Below are 14,561 nucleotides of genomic sequence, written 5' to 3'. Positions count from 1 at the left end.
ATGAGTGACCCGATGAACGTCCTGGCCCAAGAGCACCGGCGCCTCCGGATCGGCGACGCGTGGCGCGACGCCGCGAGCGGAGCCACCTTCGCCGTCGAGGACCCGGCCACCGGCAAGACCATCGCCGAGGTGGCGGACGCCGACGTCGCCGACGGGCTCGCCGCTCTGGACGCGGCGAGCGAGGCAATGGCGGAGTGGGCGGCGACCCCGCCGCGGAAACGGTCGGAGTTGCTGACCGCGACGTACCGGGCACTGACCGAGCGATCCGAGGACCTCGCCCGGCTGATCACGCTCGAGATGGGCAAGCCGCTCGCCGAGGCTCGGGCCGAGGTGGCCTACGGCGCCGAGTTCTTCCGTTGGTTCGCCGAGGAGGCGGTGCGCGTCGAGGGGCGCTACAGCGTCGCTCCCGCGGGTGGATATCGCATCCTCACCGTGCCGAAGCCGGTCGGACCGTGCGTCTTCGTGACGCCCTGGAACTTTCCGTTGGCCATGGGTGCCCGCAAGATCGCTCCCGCGCTGGCAGCGGGCTGCACGACGATCACCAAGCCAGCAGCCCAGACGCCGCTCACCATGCTCTTCCTGGCCAGCGTCATGGAGGAGGTCGGCGTACCCCCGGGCGTCGTCAACGTGGTGACCACCAAGCGTCCCGGCGAGGTGGTCTCAGCACTGCTGGCCGACAGCCGTACCCGCAAGCTCTCGTTCACCGGGTCGACCGAGGTCGGACGCGTGCTGCTGCGGCAGGCCGCGGACAACGTGCTGCGCACCTCCATGGAACTGGGCGGCAACGCGGCCTTGATCGTGTGTGCCGACGCTGACCTGGACGTCGCGCTCGACGGTGCGATGGTGGCCAAGATGCGCAACATCGGGGAGTCCTGCATCGCGGCCAACCGGATCTACGTCGAGGAGCCGGTGCGCGCGGAGTTCACGGCGCGCTTCGCCGAGCGGATGGGCGCGCTCTCGGTGGGCCATGGTCTCGACGCCGGCGTGGACGTCGGTGCGTTGATCGACGAGGCCTCGGTCACCAAGATCGAAGAGCTCGTCGCCGACGCGGTCGATCGCGGCGCCCGGGTCCTGGTGGGCGGCGAGCGTCCGGATGGGCCGGGCCACTTCTACCCGCCCACGGTCCTCGTCGACGTGCCCGAAGGCGCCCGGATGCTCAAGGCGGAGATCTTCGGCCCGGTGGCGCCGATCATCTCGTTCACGTCCGACGACGAGGTGCTGGCGAAGGCCAACGACACCGAGCACGGCCTGGTCGGATACGTCTTCACCCGCGACCTCCGGCGGGCGCTCCGGTTCGCCGAGGGGCTGGATACGGGGATGGTCGGCGTCAACCGTGGCCTGATATCGGACCCGTCGGCTCCGTTCGGGGGCGTGAAGCAGTCCGGGATCGGCAAGGAGGGGTCGCACGAGGGCATCCTCGAGTACCTCGACCTCACCTACGCGGCGATCGACCTACCGTGACCGCCGACGTTCCAGAGGGGCACCGACATGCTTGAGACCGTCCGCGGACCACGCCAGCTCATAGTGGGCGAGGGGGTCGCGCAGAACATCCCACGGGTGGTGGCCGAGTGTGGCTCGCGAGTGCTGATCGTGACCGACCAGATCCTTCTGGGGCAGCCGGGCGTGGCCGAGATCGTGGCCGCCGTGCGGGAGAAGGTCGAGGTCGTCGAGGTGTTCTCCGACGCGACTCCGGACGTACCACTCGCCGATGTCGCCCTGGCCGTCTCGGTCGCCGCGGAGATGGACGCCGACGTGATCCTCGCCATCGGGGGTGGCACGGTGATCGACCTCGCCAAAATCGTCGGCGTGATCAGGCGCCACGGTGGGACGCCGCGCGACTTCTACGGCGAGTCGAAGGTGCCGGGGCCGACGATTCCCCTCGTCGCGGTCCCGACGACGTCAGGCACGGGCTCCGAGCTAACCCCCGTCTCGGTGCTGACCGACCCGGACCGCCAGCTGAAGGTGGGGGTTTCCAGCGTCCACATCGTGCCCGACTTCGCCATCGTCGACCCCGAGCTCACCTACACCTGCCCGGCGACCGTCACCGCCCACTCCGGCATCGACGCGTTCTGTCACGCGGTGGAGAGCTACACCGCGCGGCCCCGGGCCCACGGACCGCGCGACCCGGTGGAGCAGGTCTTCCTCGGCCGCAACCCGATCACCGACCACTACGCGCTCCTGGCCGCGGAGCGGATCGCCCGCAGCTTGCGCCGAGCCGTGCGGGACGGAGGCGACACGGACGCGCGCGCGGACATGTCCTATGGGTCCATGCTCGCCGGGCTCGCCTTCTCCCACGCCGGCAACGCGGCCCCGCACGCCCTCCAGTACCCCATCGGCGCAGCCACGCACACGCCGCACGGCCTGGGCGTCGGGCTGCTACTGCCCTACGCGCTCAACGCGGCCAGGGATGCCATCGGCGACCGGTTGGCCATCCTCGCCAGGGTGTGCGGGCTCGACGTGACCGACGCCTCGGATGCCGAGGCCGCGGATGCGTTCCTCACCTGGCTCGACCGGCTCCTTGCCGACATCGGCATCCCTCCTACGTTGGCGGACATCGGTGTGGCACGCGCCGACCTCCCGCGCTTCGCGGAGCTGGCCAGTGGCGTCACCCGCTTGATCCAGAACCATCCAGGCCCGACCGACGCCGCCAGCCTGACCTCGATCCTCGAAGCGGCCTGGACCGGAGACCGGACCCGACAGATCCTTACTCCGAGCAGAGACGGTGACCGCCCTTTCACCTGACGACGAGTCCCCTGCCCACCGGAGGTTGTCTGGTGCCATTGCCCCCTGACAGTCACGTGCACAGCGAGTGTCGTGGGACACAGCGGTCGGCGACATGGAACAGTCCTGCGTCCGGGCCATGGAGCTCGGTCTGCCGGCCATCGCCTTCACCGAACACCTGGACCACACTGTGTGGCGCATCGCGTCCGACGGTCCGTATGTGTCGGACCAGCTCACCGCGCTTGCCGACGCCGGCGGGATACTGACGCCGCCTGCCTTCGATGCCGCCGGATACCTGGAAGCGATCGAACGCTGCAGGGATCGGTTTCCTCAATTGCGCGTCCTCAGCGGTCTCGAGTTGGGCGAGCCTCATCGCCACGGCGATCAGATCGCGCGGGTACTGGCCGTGGGTCGATTCGACCGGCTGCTCGGCTCGCTGCACACCCTCCCTGATCAAGGAACCTTCGCCGAACCCTGGGGCATCTACCCGTACCGGGACCCCTACGACGTGGTGCGTGCGTATCTCGCCGATGTCGCCAGGATGGTCGCGACGAGCGACATGTTCTCCGTGCTCGCCCACATCGACTATCCGGCCCGCTCCTGGCCAACCGAGAACGCCGGCTCATTCGACCCCGCCGCCTTCGAGGAAGAGTTTCGCCATGCGTTGCGGGAGACCGCGGGGTCCGGCCGAGCGCTGGAGGTCAATACCCGGCTGCCGCTGCACCCGAGCGTGCTGACCTGGTGGCACGACGAAGGCGGCGACGCGATCACGTTCGGCAGTGACGCCCACCTTCCCGGCTCGGTCGGACACGGCTTTCCCGAGGCCGCACACATGGCTGAAGCGCACGGTTTCCGGCCCGGCAAGAACCCTTACGACCTGTGGGGCCGGGGATAACCGAGGTGCCTCGCCGAGCCGTCGCCAGGGCGACGTCATGGCCGTGGTGCTGTAATCGGTAGATGTCCCTGGCCGAGCTCGCTGATCTGTTGAAGCGACATGCGCGTCCCGATTTGACCACTGTCATCGACGGTGTCCGGGTCTGCGAGGTCGTTCACAGCGCGGTGCCGCTGGCCGGGATGTCCGGCACGGTTCTGGCGGTCATCGCACAGGGAGCCAAGCGCCTGGCGCTGGGGGAGCGGATCTACGAGTACGGCCCCGGTCAGTACCTGATCGCCTCGGTGGACCTGCCGGTAACGGGACACTTCGTCGACGTCGCCGGGGGCCAGCCCGCGCTCGGTTTCGGAATGACGCTGGAACCGGCCGCCATCGCGGAGTTGCTGTTGCAGGTCGGGCCGGCGGAGTTGCCACGGTCCACCGGCAGCGCACGGCCCGCCATCGCGGTCAGTGACGCCCCGGACGAGTTGCTCGACGCTGTCGTGCGACTGCTGCGCCTGCTCGACCGCCCTCGGGACCAGAAGGCCCTGACGCCGGTCTACAAGCGCGAGATCCTCTGGCGCTTGCTGACCGGCGAACAAGGTGAAGCGGTCCGTCAGCTCGGCCTCGCGGACAGCAGCCTGAACCACATCACGCGGGCGGTGCGGTGGATCCGGGAGAACTACACCCGGCCGTTCCGGGTCGAGGAGGTGGCACAACTTTCCGGGATGAGCGTCTCCGCGTTCTATCGCAACTTCCAGGCCGTGACGGCGATGAGCCCGATCCAGTTCCAGAAGCACATCCGGCTCCAGGCGGCGAGACTGCTGCTGGCCACCAGCCCCCACGACGTCACCGGCGTCGGCTATCGAGTCGGATACGACAACCCCTCGCAATTCAGCCGGGAATATCGGCGCCTGTTCGGTGCTCCGCCCAGCCTTGACGCCGTACGTATGCGGGATGGAGCCGGCAACGGCGAAGCCGTGCTCCCCTGAAGGCCACCAGGATTGTGCAACCACCCGAGAGGATTTTGCTAGCACGGCGGTCGCGCCCTTGCTTGTGTTGAGCCACCGGAGCCCGCATGGCTTCCGGGGCAGTCACCACCGAGCAGGACACGGGTAGGAAGCACATGAAGTACCGCACGTTGGGCCGGACCGGAATGCGGGTCAGCCCATACGCCCTGGGCGCCATGATGTTCGGCGCCATGGGAAACCCCGACCATGACGACTCGACCCGGATCATCCATCGAGCCCTCGACGCGGGAGTCAACTTCGTAGACACCGCCGACGTCTACTCCCGAGGCGAATCCGAGGAGGTCGTCGGCAAAGCACTCAAGGGCCGCCGCGACGGCGTCGTGCTCGCCAGCAAGCTGCACTATCCGATGAGCGACGGTCCGAACCACCAGGGGAACTCGCGCCGCTGGATCGTCACCGCCGTCGAGAACTCGTTGCGCCGCCTGCGGACCGATCACCTCGATCTCTACCAGATCCACCGTCCAGATCCGACGGTCGACGTGGAGGAGACCCTGTCGGCGCTGTCTGACCTGATCCACAGCGGCAAGGTACGCGCGGTCGGTGCGTCGGGCTTCCCGGCTTCCGAGATCGTCGAGGCGCAGTGGGTCGCCGAGCGGCGAGGCCTGGAGCGCTTCCGCACCGAGCAGCCGCCGTACTCGATCCTCAACCGGAGCATCGAACGCGAGATCCTGCCGGTCTGCCAGCGCTACGGGATGGGCACGCTCGTCTGGAGCCCGCTGGGCCAGGGCCTGCTCACCGGCCGATACCGCAAGGGCCGGCACACGGATACCCACCGGTCCAGCGCCATGCCGCAGCACTTCGCCGACGAGCGCAAGCTCGCGGCGGTCGAGCAGCTCATCCCGCTCGCGGAGAAGGTCGGCATGCCGATGACCCACCTCGCGATGGCATTCGCGATCGCCCACCCGGGCGTAACCTCGGCGATCATCGGCCCACGCACGATGGAACAGCTCGACGACCTGCTCGCCGGCGCCGACGTCACCCTCGACGACGAGATCCTCGACCGGATCGACGAGATCGTCCCGCCAGGCACCGACGCGGGCCCCAACGATGTGGCCTACACACCTCCGGCCATCGCGACCGTGAGCCAGCGCCGCCGATCGGTCGCCGAGCGCTCCGCCGCCTGACCGACTAGGGCGCGCTCCGCGTGCGACGGCGGTTCACGGCTTGGTCAGTTCCGGCGGGATCGGCAGATCGACCTTGCGCAGGACCGTGGCGATGGCTTCTTCGACCTCGGTGGCGTGGTCGGTCAGGTCCGCGATCGCGTAGCCGGCGAACAGGTCGCACGGCTTGTCGAAGGTCAGTGTCGACTCGTCGCCCGGCTGTTCGGAGATGGTCAGCCGCACCGGTAGGTACTCGATGATCGCCGGGTCGTGCTTGTAGAGGCCCTCTTCGATCACCAGGTTGTCGGCCAGGTAGGTGACCGCGCGGAGCTCGTGGCCCGCGAGCCGCATAACGGGGCTCGGGTCGAAGGTCGCGATGTTGACCAGGCCGTCGCCCGCGCTGCGGTTGGACAGGTTCTCGAGCGCCGGCCAGCCGCCGCCGCCCTTGGCCTCCGACACCGCTGTGCCCCAGGACCAGGACGGCACGGCACGTTCCCATTGCTTGCGGAACTTGTCGTACGACCGCCCCGTGTGGAACACGAAGCGCCGGACCGGCCGGCTCAGCACCGATACGCCTTGCTCACTCATGACGTTCGCCTCTCCCCGCCGCCGCGACCCCTGGGTGCAGGGGTCGCGGCATGGAGGCGACACCCGACTAGGCGTCGACCTCCCGCTTGTCTTCGGCCCACATCGTGTGGAAGGAGCCGTCGCGGTCGACGCGCTGGTAGGTGTGCGCGCCGAAGTTGTCTCGCAGGCCCTGGATCAGCGCGGCGGGCAGCCGGGGGCGGCGCAGCGCGTCGACGTAGGCCAGCGAGGAGGAGAAGACGGGGGTCGGGACGCCGCCGCGGATCGCGGTGACCAGCACACGGCGCCAGCTATCGAAGCCGTTGGCGACGGCCTCGGCGAAGTACGGCGCCACGAGCAGGCTCTCCAGGTACGGGTTCTCGGCGTACACCTCGCGGATCCGGTCGAGGAACTTGGCCCGGATGATGCAGCCGCCGCGCCAGATCGTCGCCATCGCGCCCGGGTCGATGCCCCAGTCGTTGTCGTGGCTGCCGGCGCGGATGTGGTCGAAGCCCTGCGCGTACGCGACGATCTTCGACGCGTAGAGCGCGTTGCGCACGTCCTCGATGAACTGCTTGCGGTCCTCGACGAGGCCCGCGATGTCGGTGTCGGCGGCCCGGCCCGCGTAGGTCTCCTGAGCCTTCTCGCGCTGCGCGACGTGGCCGGACAGCGACCGGGCGAACGTCGCCTCGGCGATGCCGGTGATCGGCACACCCAGGTCGAGCGCGCTCTGCACGGTCCAGCGGCCGGTGCCCTTCTGCTCGGCGCGGTCCATGACCACGTCGATGAACGGCTGGCCCGTCTTGCCGTCGGTGTGCGCGAGCACCTCGGCGGTGATCTGGATCAGGAACGAGTCGAGGTCGCCGCTGTTCCACTCGCGGAAGATCTCGGCGATCTCCGCCGGCGAGGCACCCAGACCCGCGCGGAGCAGGTCGTACGCCTCGGCGATGAGCTGCATGTCGGCGTATTCGATGCCGTTGTGCACCATCTTGACGAAGTGCCCGGCCGCGCCGGGACCCACGTGGACGCAGCAGGGCGTGCCGTCGACCTGGGCCGCGATCTTCTCGAAGATCGGACCGAGCTTGCGGTACGACTCCGCGGAGCCGCCGGGCATGATGCTCGGCCCGAGCAGCGCGCCCTCCTCGCCACCGGAGACGCCGGTGCCGACGAAGTGCAGGCCCTTGGCCGCGAGGTCACGCTCGCGGCGGGCGGTGTCGACGAAGTGGGCGTTGCCCGCGTCGATGACGATGTCGTCCTTCTCCAACAGCGGCACGAGCTCGTCGATCACGGCGTCGGTGGCCTTGCCGGCCTTGACCATGACGATGACGGCGCGCGGGCGCTGCAGCGACGCGACGAAGTCGGCCATCGACTCGCTCGGGATGAAGTCGCCCTCGTCACCGTGGTCCGCGACCAGGCTGCGAGTGCGTGCGACGCTGCGGTTGTGCAAGGCGACGCTGAACCCGTTGCGGGCCAGGTTGCGGGCGAGGTTGCGCCCCATCACCGACAGGCCGGTCACGCCGATCTCGGCGCGAGCTTCCGTGCTCATCTACCCCTCCGTGCTCTTCTGTCACGCGGGCGGCCGGCTCGTCAACGCTGACCGGTGAGCCGCCGTCCGTATTGACGCGGGTGCCCCTATGGGGCAATAGCAAACCCTGTTTGCCCGATTTAATCCAGCCTCCGCGACGGCCGCGCCGCGGCCAGCAGACGCGCGGTGGCGCGTACTCCCGGATGCTCCTGGATCTCCTCCCGAGACAGCGGTAACGGCAGCCGCCAGTTGGGGTACTGGTCGGTCGTGCCCGGCAGGTTGGGCTGGCGGGTCTCGCCGAGGACATCGTAGAGCGAAGCGGTGATCAAACGGGCTGGGCTGGCCGCCAGTGCGGCGTGCATCGCAGTGACGATCGAGTCATCGTCCTCTTCGGACAGTAACCCGGCGTCACGCAGCATCGCGGACAGTGCCCGCCGGTCGGCCCGCGCGCGCTCCCGTTCGGCCGCCTCGCCGGTGGCCAGCAGCCCGAGGCGCGCGCGGACGTCGACGTGCTCCTCGGTCAGGAAACCCTTCGCGGTCGGCAGGTCGTGGGTGGAGATGGACGCGAGCGCGGTACGCGGCCAGCGCTTCGGTGGCACGAACGCGTCACCGTCGCGAGTGAACCAGAGCACGGTCGAGCCGAGCATGTTGCGCCCGCGCAGCGCCCTGGTCACCGACGGTTGCACGGTGCCGAGGTCCTCACCGATCACGACCGCGCCGGCCCGCTGCGCCTCCAGGGCGAGGATGCCGAACATCGCGTCGGCGTCGTACCGGACGTAGGTGCCCTCGGCCGCACCGGCGCCCGGCGGGATCCACCACAGCCGGGACAGGCCCGCGACGTGGTCGACCCGCAGGCCGCCGCCGTGCCGGAGCAGCGCGCGGAGCATGTCCCGGTACGCGGCGTAGCCGGTCGCCGCCAGCCGGTCCGGCCGCCAGGCGGCCAGCCCCCAGTCCTGGCCGAGCTGGTTGAACGCGTCCGGCGGCGCGCCGACCCGGACGCCCTGGGCCAGCACGTCGCCGAGCTGCCACCCGTCGGCCCCGCCCGGGTCGACCCCGACGGCGAGGTCGTGGACGATGCCGACGGGCATGTCGGCGGCCGCCTGGGCGGCTTCGGCCAGTTGTTGGTCGCAGAGTCGCTGCGACCAGGCGAAGAAGCCGACCCGGCGCGGGTCTGCGGTCGCCGTGGCCGGGTCTTTTAGGTGTGCGGGCCAGCGGCGCCAGTCGGTGCCGTGCTCCTCGGCGAGCACGCAGTAGGTGGCGAACGCGGTCAGCCCAGGGTCGCCCGCCGGCTCCGGCCCCGGATAGAGCAGCTCCAGGGCGGCCCGTTTGGCCGTCCACACCGCGTCGTAGTCGATCAGGTCGGCGTCGTCCGGCCGCAGCGCGTCGACCTTCGCCTTCAGGGCCGCGTCGGCGTTGCGGTACTCGGCCGTGTCGGTCACCCGGATGTAGAGCGGGTTGGCGAACCGCCGGCTGGAGGGGGAGTAGGGGGAGGCCTGGACGGGGTGGTTGGGCCCGATCGCGTGCAGCGGGTTGAGCAGCACCAGGCCGGCGCCGGTGCCGGCGGCCCAGCCGGCGAACTCGCGCAGGTCGCCGAGGTCGCCCATGCCCCAGGAGGTCCGCGAGCGCAGCGCGTAGAGCTGCACCATCCAGCCCCAGGCCGGCGGTGGCGGAGGCAACCGTCGGGGTGCGATCACCAGGGTGAGCTCCTGGTCGCCGACGATCAGCCGGTGCCAGCCCAGCGGCAGTCCGGCCAGCTCGGTGACCTCCCGGGTCGTGCCGTCCTCGAGGGTGACGGTGCCCGGCCCGGGCAGGTCGCGGCGGTCGCCTTCGCGGAGCACGATCGTCGGCGGCAGACCCTGGTCGGCGGTCGCCTCGGCCAGCGCCGCGCTGATCGCCGACGGGCTGGTCGCGTCGACGTCGAGCAGCCCGAGCACGCGCACGACGATGTCCCGGTCGACCTGGGTACGCCGCCCGTCCGCCGCGTCGTAGACGGTGACCACTCCGTGTGCCGCGGCCAGGCGGCGCAGGTCGCGTTCCATCAGCCACTGACCTTGTCGAGGTGCTGCAGCAGGTCGTGCGCGGCGAGCTCGACGTCCTTGTGCTTCCACGACGAGGCCCGGTAGACGACGGCGATCAGCCCAGAGCGATGCAGCCGGCGCAGGTCGCCGTACACGAAGGCGTAGCGGGCCTTGGTCTCGTCGCTGGCTCCCTCGGTCAGCCCCAGGTGCCACTCGGCCAGCTCGGCCCAGGTGTGCCGTTCGAGGTAGGAGTTCTCGTCGTCGGCCCGGGGCTGTGCGACACCCCAGTCGCTGTCGAGCACGTACTGCTTGGCGTCGATGAGCTGGCGTGCCTTGCGGACGGCATCCTCGTTGAGCGCATACCTGGCCATGTGGCCATGTTCCCCGAACCGACCCCCGCCATGCTCGTGCGGCACGCGCCGGATCAGACCGTCATCGGCGGCGGCTCGATCTCCAGCTCCACCCGCTGCCCGCGCTTCGCGCCGACGACGGCTGAATGGCCGGCACCAAGAACCTTGGTCAGCTGCGTGACGGCGCCGGCCGACAGGTTGACCGCCGCGGCGACCGTGTAAGGGTGTTGTTCGCCGAGCTTCTCGGCCAGCCGGCGGCGCGTCGCCTCCGTCAGTTCGTCAGCCTCTTCGCGCCTGCCTGCCAGGAACAGGTCATTGGCGAGACCATGCGCGGCGCAGAGGGTGTACGGATGCTCGGCGCCGAGCGAGTCCTGGAGACGTTCCATGGGTTCCGCGTCCGGCACCAGGTCGACCCCCATCGATCGTTCGATCACGCGAACGTTCGCCGTCGCGGCAAGGGTGAGCGGATGGTGTCGCCCGAAACCGGTTTCGTAGCGCATCCGCGTGTCGCGGACGATGTCCAGCGCCTTCCGATCGGCCGTGATGGTGGTGAGCAGGTGCGCGTAGATCATCGCGGCGGCCAGCGAGTCTTCGTGATCAGGGCCGAGTCGCGCATGGTGGCTGGAATACATCTCCCCGCCCATCGCGAGAAGACGGTCCTCCGGGTGCCCGGCGTTGCGGGAGGCGATCACCCGCAGGCGATCCGTGCGCAGCACCTGGAGGTGGGATCGGCCGAGCATCTCCCGCTGCTTCGGCGCGAGCTCGTTGAGCATGTCCAACGCTGAGGAATACCGGCCGAGGTAGATCAGGTCACGAGCGATGTCGGCGGTCACCGCGAGGGCCCGGGGTCCCTCGGGCTCGTCGCTCGCCGCCCACCGGGCACGAAGATCCTGGTCCCATTCCAGCGCCTGCTGGTATTCACCCAGGAGGCGCAGATCGACACCGACCGCGCTCATCGCCACCAAGGTCGACGTCCCGTCGGCGGACTGCCGAACATGTGCGTCGACAAGGAGCCGATCCTGCGAGTACGCGTCGCGAAAGTCGCCGTTGAACCGTTGATCGCACGCGGTCTGCGCCGCCAGTGCCAGCGTCAGCGAGTGGGTGCCACCAAGGTGTCGAACGGCCCGTTCATAGGCATCCCGGGTCAGTTCCTCGGCCGTTCCGCAGCCGTCCACCGCGCGGTGGGCCGCACTCAGCCGAGACGACGCGGCCAACGTGCGGACGTCATCCGGGCCGAAGAGGTGATTCCACCGCGCCGCCGTGTCCTTCGCGAGGTGCAGGGCGGCCTCGTGGTCACCACGCGCCTGGCGGTAGTCGATCTGATCGAGCACGAACGCGCTGGCTCCGGCATCCTCTTTCACGTCGATGAGCCGCGCCGGCAGCACGTGCTCGTCGAGGATTCCGTGTCTGTCCCAGGCACGGTGGTCCCAGGGGGTGCCGGGACTCGCCGCGACGAGGAGTCGTTGCGTCTCGCGGAGCGGCGTCTTGGTCGTGGCATTGATCGCACACAGGATCGCGCGCACCGCGCGGTGCACCCTGACCCGCGACGCCTCGTCGACGCGGACCAGGCCGGAACGACAGAGCTCACCCACCATCTGGTTCAAGGTGAACGCACTGCTGATGGCCGTGGCCAGGGGAGCCGTGGTGATCCCCGCGCTGCCCGCTCGCAGCAGGCTTTGCGTGATCCCTCCGTCTCCCAGATGGGCGAGCCGGTTGAGCAGCTGTGCAGCCGGCGGGCCGAGGTGCTTCTTCGCCGCCATGACCGAGCTCGTGAGCCCCCCGGGGTAGGACCGCGACAGTCCTTCGTCGAGCAGCGCCGCGGCGTCGTCGGCGAGCAGCTCGAGGTATTCGTCGACGGGCATCCCGGTCGCCTGGTGCCAGCCGGTCGCCTGTCGCAGCGCCAGCGGCAGGTCCCCTAGGGCTTCGGCGAGGCGGTCGGCTTCGACGTCGGAGGCTTTGGGCCAGCCCTGCAGGATCAGCGCGAGGCTGTCCTGCCTGGTGAACGTGCCGACCTCGAAACCGGGGACGTGGTCGATCCACTCCGGGTCGCGTGACGTGATGATGACCTTCCCGCCCTTTTCTGGGATCAGGTCAACCAGGTCACCCGGTCGGGTCGCGTTGTCATAGACGAGCAACCACGGCGGCGCGTCCGTGGCGAGGTAGTTCAGCATGAGCTCGGGTCGGCTGCGGTGGCTCGGTGAAAGCTTGAGCCGGCGACCGAGGGCGAGGAGCGAGGCTTCCACCGCGTCGACCCGCTCCGCGTCGATCCACCAGACGATTTTGGTGGTCGATTGCTGCGCGAACTGCGCGGCCAGTCGGGACTTGCCGACCCAGCCGGGTCCGTAGAGCAGATGCTTTCCGCCGTATTCGAGCCCCTTCTCCAACTGCTGCAACTCCGCCTCGCGTCCGACGAGGTCGGCGTCCTGCCGTGGTGGCTGCCCGTCGGTGGCGTCGTCCCGGACTCGTGCCGGCCGCGGTGTCGCCGGCTGGGCCGGCTCGGGAGCCCGCACCAGCTCCTCGATCTGACGTACCGACTTCGTCGGGCCTTCGAGCAGGTGCAGGACCGAAACGAGAGCCGAGAGACCATCAGGTACGCGGGACAGCTTGCCGAGCAGGTCGACCGCGTCGACCCGCAACGAGCTGGAACGTTGCTGGGGGAGCGGCTGCCCGAGCGAGCTTTCCAGCTCGGTGAACAGAGTGGACCGCGCGCTCGGCGACCGGAAGCTGTCGAGCTCCATCAACGCCTCGACCAGGAGCGCTTTCGACCGCACGGTGGCCGGCTGGTCCGCGACGGTCTCCGGGCCGCGTGGCGCCGGGGTCTTGTAGACGGTGACCACCACGCCGCTGTGGGAGACCGTGACCGTGGGCTCCTGCGCGCCGGCGGCGGCGCAGTCGCGCACGGCCCGGGGGATGCCGGCGCCTTCGCCCTCGACGTAGCGCAACCAGGTGAGGGCGTCGGCGAGCCGGAAGTTGCGGTGCCGGGACTCGCGGCGGAGCAGGCTGAGCGCCACGCTCTCACCGGGCGGCAGGTGCTGGCCCGTCCACGGGCCGGGGTTGCTGACCTCGATGCGGTCGGTGAACACCCGGATGTGTACGCAGCCGGTGCGGTCCGCGTAGTCGCGGTGCACGAGCGCGTTGGCGATGATCTCCCGCATCGCGATCATCGGATAGTCGTAGACGGGCTCCGCCTGCGCGCTGCGTGCGGTCGGCACCTCGCCGCGCCGGGCCGCGTCGGCGACGAAGGCGTGGGCCGCCGAGATCTGCTCGATCACCGTGCCGCGGAGCACCCGCTTGGTCAGGGGGTCGCTGATGTCGGTGCCGTCGATGCGGCTGCACCGCACGATCGCGGTGTCCAGCGCGTTCGTGGGCAGGTCGGCGAAGAGCAGGGCGCCGGCCAGCGTGAGCTTGCCGCCGTCGAGCAGGCGGGCACGGGTGAGGAACTCGGCGTCGGAGAGCTGCGCCGGCATGACGTCCGCGATCTCGTCCTTGAGCTCCCTGCGGAACTCGGCTACGCGCTTGGCGTCGTACCAGGTGGCCGCGGTCGTGCGATCCAAGAACGTGGGGTCCTCGTCACCGGGCGAGCGCGGCGCGGGCATCGGCGCGACGGCGTCGGCCGGCGGTTTCGCCGGCGCCACCGCAGGGATGCTCGCCGCTGCCTCGCGCCGGGCGATTTTGACCTGGCCGGAGCCGGTCCAGCGGAAGTACGGGCGTGGGCCGGTGACCAACGCCGTCTCCAGATAGCCCTTCAGGTCGTCGAGGTCGACGAAGCCCTTGCCGTGTGCGTCGACGGCGCTGCCACGCAGGCCCTCGACCAGCGCGTGCGTGAACGGGCTCAGCTGGCCGTCGTGCTCGGCGTCCTTCGCGAGCTGGGTCGGTGGCGTGGACGCGAGCACGAACCGGCCGCGGCCGGCGAACCGGTCGGCGGGGTCGGCGTCACCCTTGAACGCGCCGCTGTAGCAGCAGTCCAGGATGACGATCTTCGTGCGCGCTCGACACCCCTCCAGCATCGCGTCGAGCGTGCTCGCGGACAGGGCGGTGGCCTCGATCTCGTCGCGGGTCGAGTCGCGGCCGCACAGGTAGAGCTGACTTTCGGCGAGCCAGCCGTGTCCGCTGAAGTAGAACAGCACGACGTCGTCCCGGGCCGCGCTGTTGAAGAACCGCTTGGCCTCCAGCCCGATCGGCTGGGACTTGCGCTCGAACACCGGCACCACGGTCGAGAACAGCCCGGCGGACGGCTCGGTCAGGGCGTGCCACAGGGCGGATCCGTCATGGCGGGGACCGCGAAGCTCGTGGAAGGTGCGCGCGTCGGCGTCGTAGTCGGAGTTGCACACGATCAAGGCCCGGTGCACGCCCGCCCCCATCCTGGCCGCCCGGTGATCGG

General features: G+C 69.9%; 10 protein-coding genes. 5 read left to right on the top strand and 5 right to left on the bottom strand.

Features of this window, described 5'->3' with window-relative positions:
* The 5 genes from BLV39_RS27180 to BLV39_RS27160 all read left to right on the top strand — a co-directional run bounded on the left by BLV39_RS27180 (position 1) and on the right by BLV39_RS27160 (position 5,747).
* Entirely contained in the window at positions 1-1,461 is a 1,461-nt protein-coding gene (locus BLV39_RS27180; RefSeq protein ID WP_090798977.1) for an NAD-dependent succinate-semialdehyde dehydrogenase, read from the top strand.
* Between the two features lie 27 nt (positions 1,462-1,488).
* Complete coding sequence (locus tag BLV39_RS27175) at positions 1,489-2,742, top strand: iron-containing alcohol dehydrogenase (RefSeq protein ID WP_090798975.1); 1,254 nt, start codon at positions 1,489-1,491, stop codon at positions 2,740-2,742.
* Between the two features lie 118 nt (positions 2,743-2,860).
* Positions 2,861-3,616, top strand: coding sequence for a PHP domain-containing protein (locus tag BLV39_RS27170; protein ID WP_239083453.1), 756 nt, complete (start codon positions 2,861-2,863; stop codon positions 3,614-3,616).
* A gap of 113 nt (positions 3,617-3,729) precedes the next feature.
* Positions 3,730-4,584 carry an AraC family transcriptional regulator gene (locus tag BLV39_RS27165; protein ID WP_239083454.1) on the top strand — a complete coding sequence of 285 codons (855 nt, stop codon included), beginning with the start codon at positions 3,730-3,732 and terminating at the stop codon, positions 4,582-4,584.
* Positions 4,585-4,718: 134 nt separating this feature from the next.
* Positions 4,719-5,747: an aldo/keto reductase gene (locus BLV39_RS27160; RefSeq protein WP_090798971.1), complete on the top strand. Its 1,029-nt coding sequence runs from the start codon at positions 4,719-4,721 to the stop codon at positions 5,745-5,747.
* Between the two features lie 33 nt (positions 5,748-5,780).
* Here the strand turns inward: BLV39_RS27160 and BLV39_RS27155 are convergent, their stop codons facing one another.
* The 5 genes from BLV39_RS27155 to fxsT all read right to left on the bottom strand — a co-directional run bounded on the left by BLV39_RS27155 (position 5,781) and on the right by fxsT (position 14,529).
* On the bottom strand, positions 5,781-6,311 hold the full coding sequence (locus BLV39_RS27155; protein ID WP_143049901.1) for a DUF302 domain-containing protein: 531 nt from the start codon (positions 6,309-6,311) through the stop codon (positions 5,781-5,783).
* A gap of 67 nt (positions 6,312-6,378) precedes the next feature.
* A complete protein-coding gene (gene gndA, locus BLV39_RS27150) occupies positions 6,379-7,833 on the bottom strand; it encodes an NADP-dependent phosphogluconate dehydrogenase (RefSeq protein WP_090798967.1) in 1,455 nt (484 codons plus the stop codon).
* A gap of 119 nt (positions 7,834-7,952) precedes the next feature.
* A complete protein-coding gene (locus BLV39_RS27145; RefSeq protein WP_090798965.1) occupies positions 7,953-9,851 on the bottom strand; it encodes a 4-alpha-glucanotransferase in 1,899 nt (632 codons plus the stop codon).
* Entirely contained in the window at positions 9,851-10,201 is a 351-nt protein-coding gene (locus BLV39_RS27140; RefSeq protein ID WP_090798963.1) for a hypothetical protein, read from the bottom strand. Before BLV39_RS27140 ends, BLV39_RS27145 begins: the two co-directional genes overlap by 1 nt.
* A gap of 53 nt (positions 10,202-10,254) precedes the next feature.
* Entirely contained in the window at positions 10,255-14,529 is a 4,275-nt protein-coding gene (gene fxsT / locus BLV39_RS27135) for an FxSxx-COOH system tetratricopeptide repeat protein (protein WP_176985095.1), read from the bottom strand.
* Between the last annotated feature and the right edge of the window lie 32 nt (positions 14,530-14,561).

The sequence above is a fragment of the Asanoa ishikariensis genome (genome assembly GCF_900107455.1).
Lineage (GTDB): Bacteria > Actinomycetota > Actinomycetes > Mycobacteriales > Micromonosporaceae > Asanoa > Asanoa ishikariensis.
Note: the sequence above shows the minus strand (reverse complement) of the source record. Positions and strands in the feature narration are given on the sequence as shown.

Bases quoted from the DNA above. Each gene is read 5' to 3' on its own strand.
- BLV39_RS27155 (WP_143049901.1), bottom strand. From the start codon at position 6,311: ATGAGTGAGCAAGGCGTATCGGTGCTGAGCCGGCCGGTCCGGCGCTTC.
- BLV39_RS27160 (WP_090798971.1), top strand. From the start codon at position 4,719: ATGAAGTACCGCACGTTGGGCCGGACCGGAATGCGGGTCAGCCCATAC.
- BLV39_RS27180 (WP_090798977.1), top strand. From the start codon at position 1: ATGAGTGACCCGATGAACGTCCTGGCCCAAGAGCACCGGCGCCTCCGG.
- BLV39_RS27170 (WP_239083453.1), top strand. From the start codon at position 2,861: ATGGAGCTCGGTCTGCCGGCCATCGCCTTCACCGAACACCTGGACCAC.
- BLV39_RS27175 (WP_090798975.1), top strand. From the start codon at position 1,489: ATGCTTGAGACCGTCCGCGGACCACGCCAGCTCATAGTGGGCGAGGGG.
- BLV39_RS27140 (WP_090798963.1), bottom strand. From the start codon at position 10,201: ATGGCCAGGTATGCGCTCAACGAGGATGCCGTCCGCAAGGCACGCCAG.
- BLV39_RS27145 (WP_090798965.1), bottom strand. From the start codon at position 9,851: ATGGAACGCGACCTGCGCCGCCTGGCCGCGGCACACGGAGTGGTCACC.
- gndA (WP_090798967.1), bottom strand. From the start codon at position 7,833: ATGAGCACGGAAGCTCGCGCCGAGATCGGCGTGACCGGCCTGTCGGTG.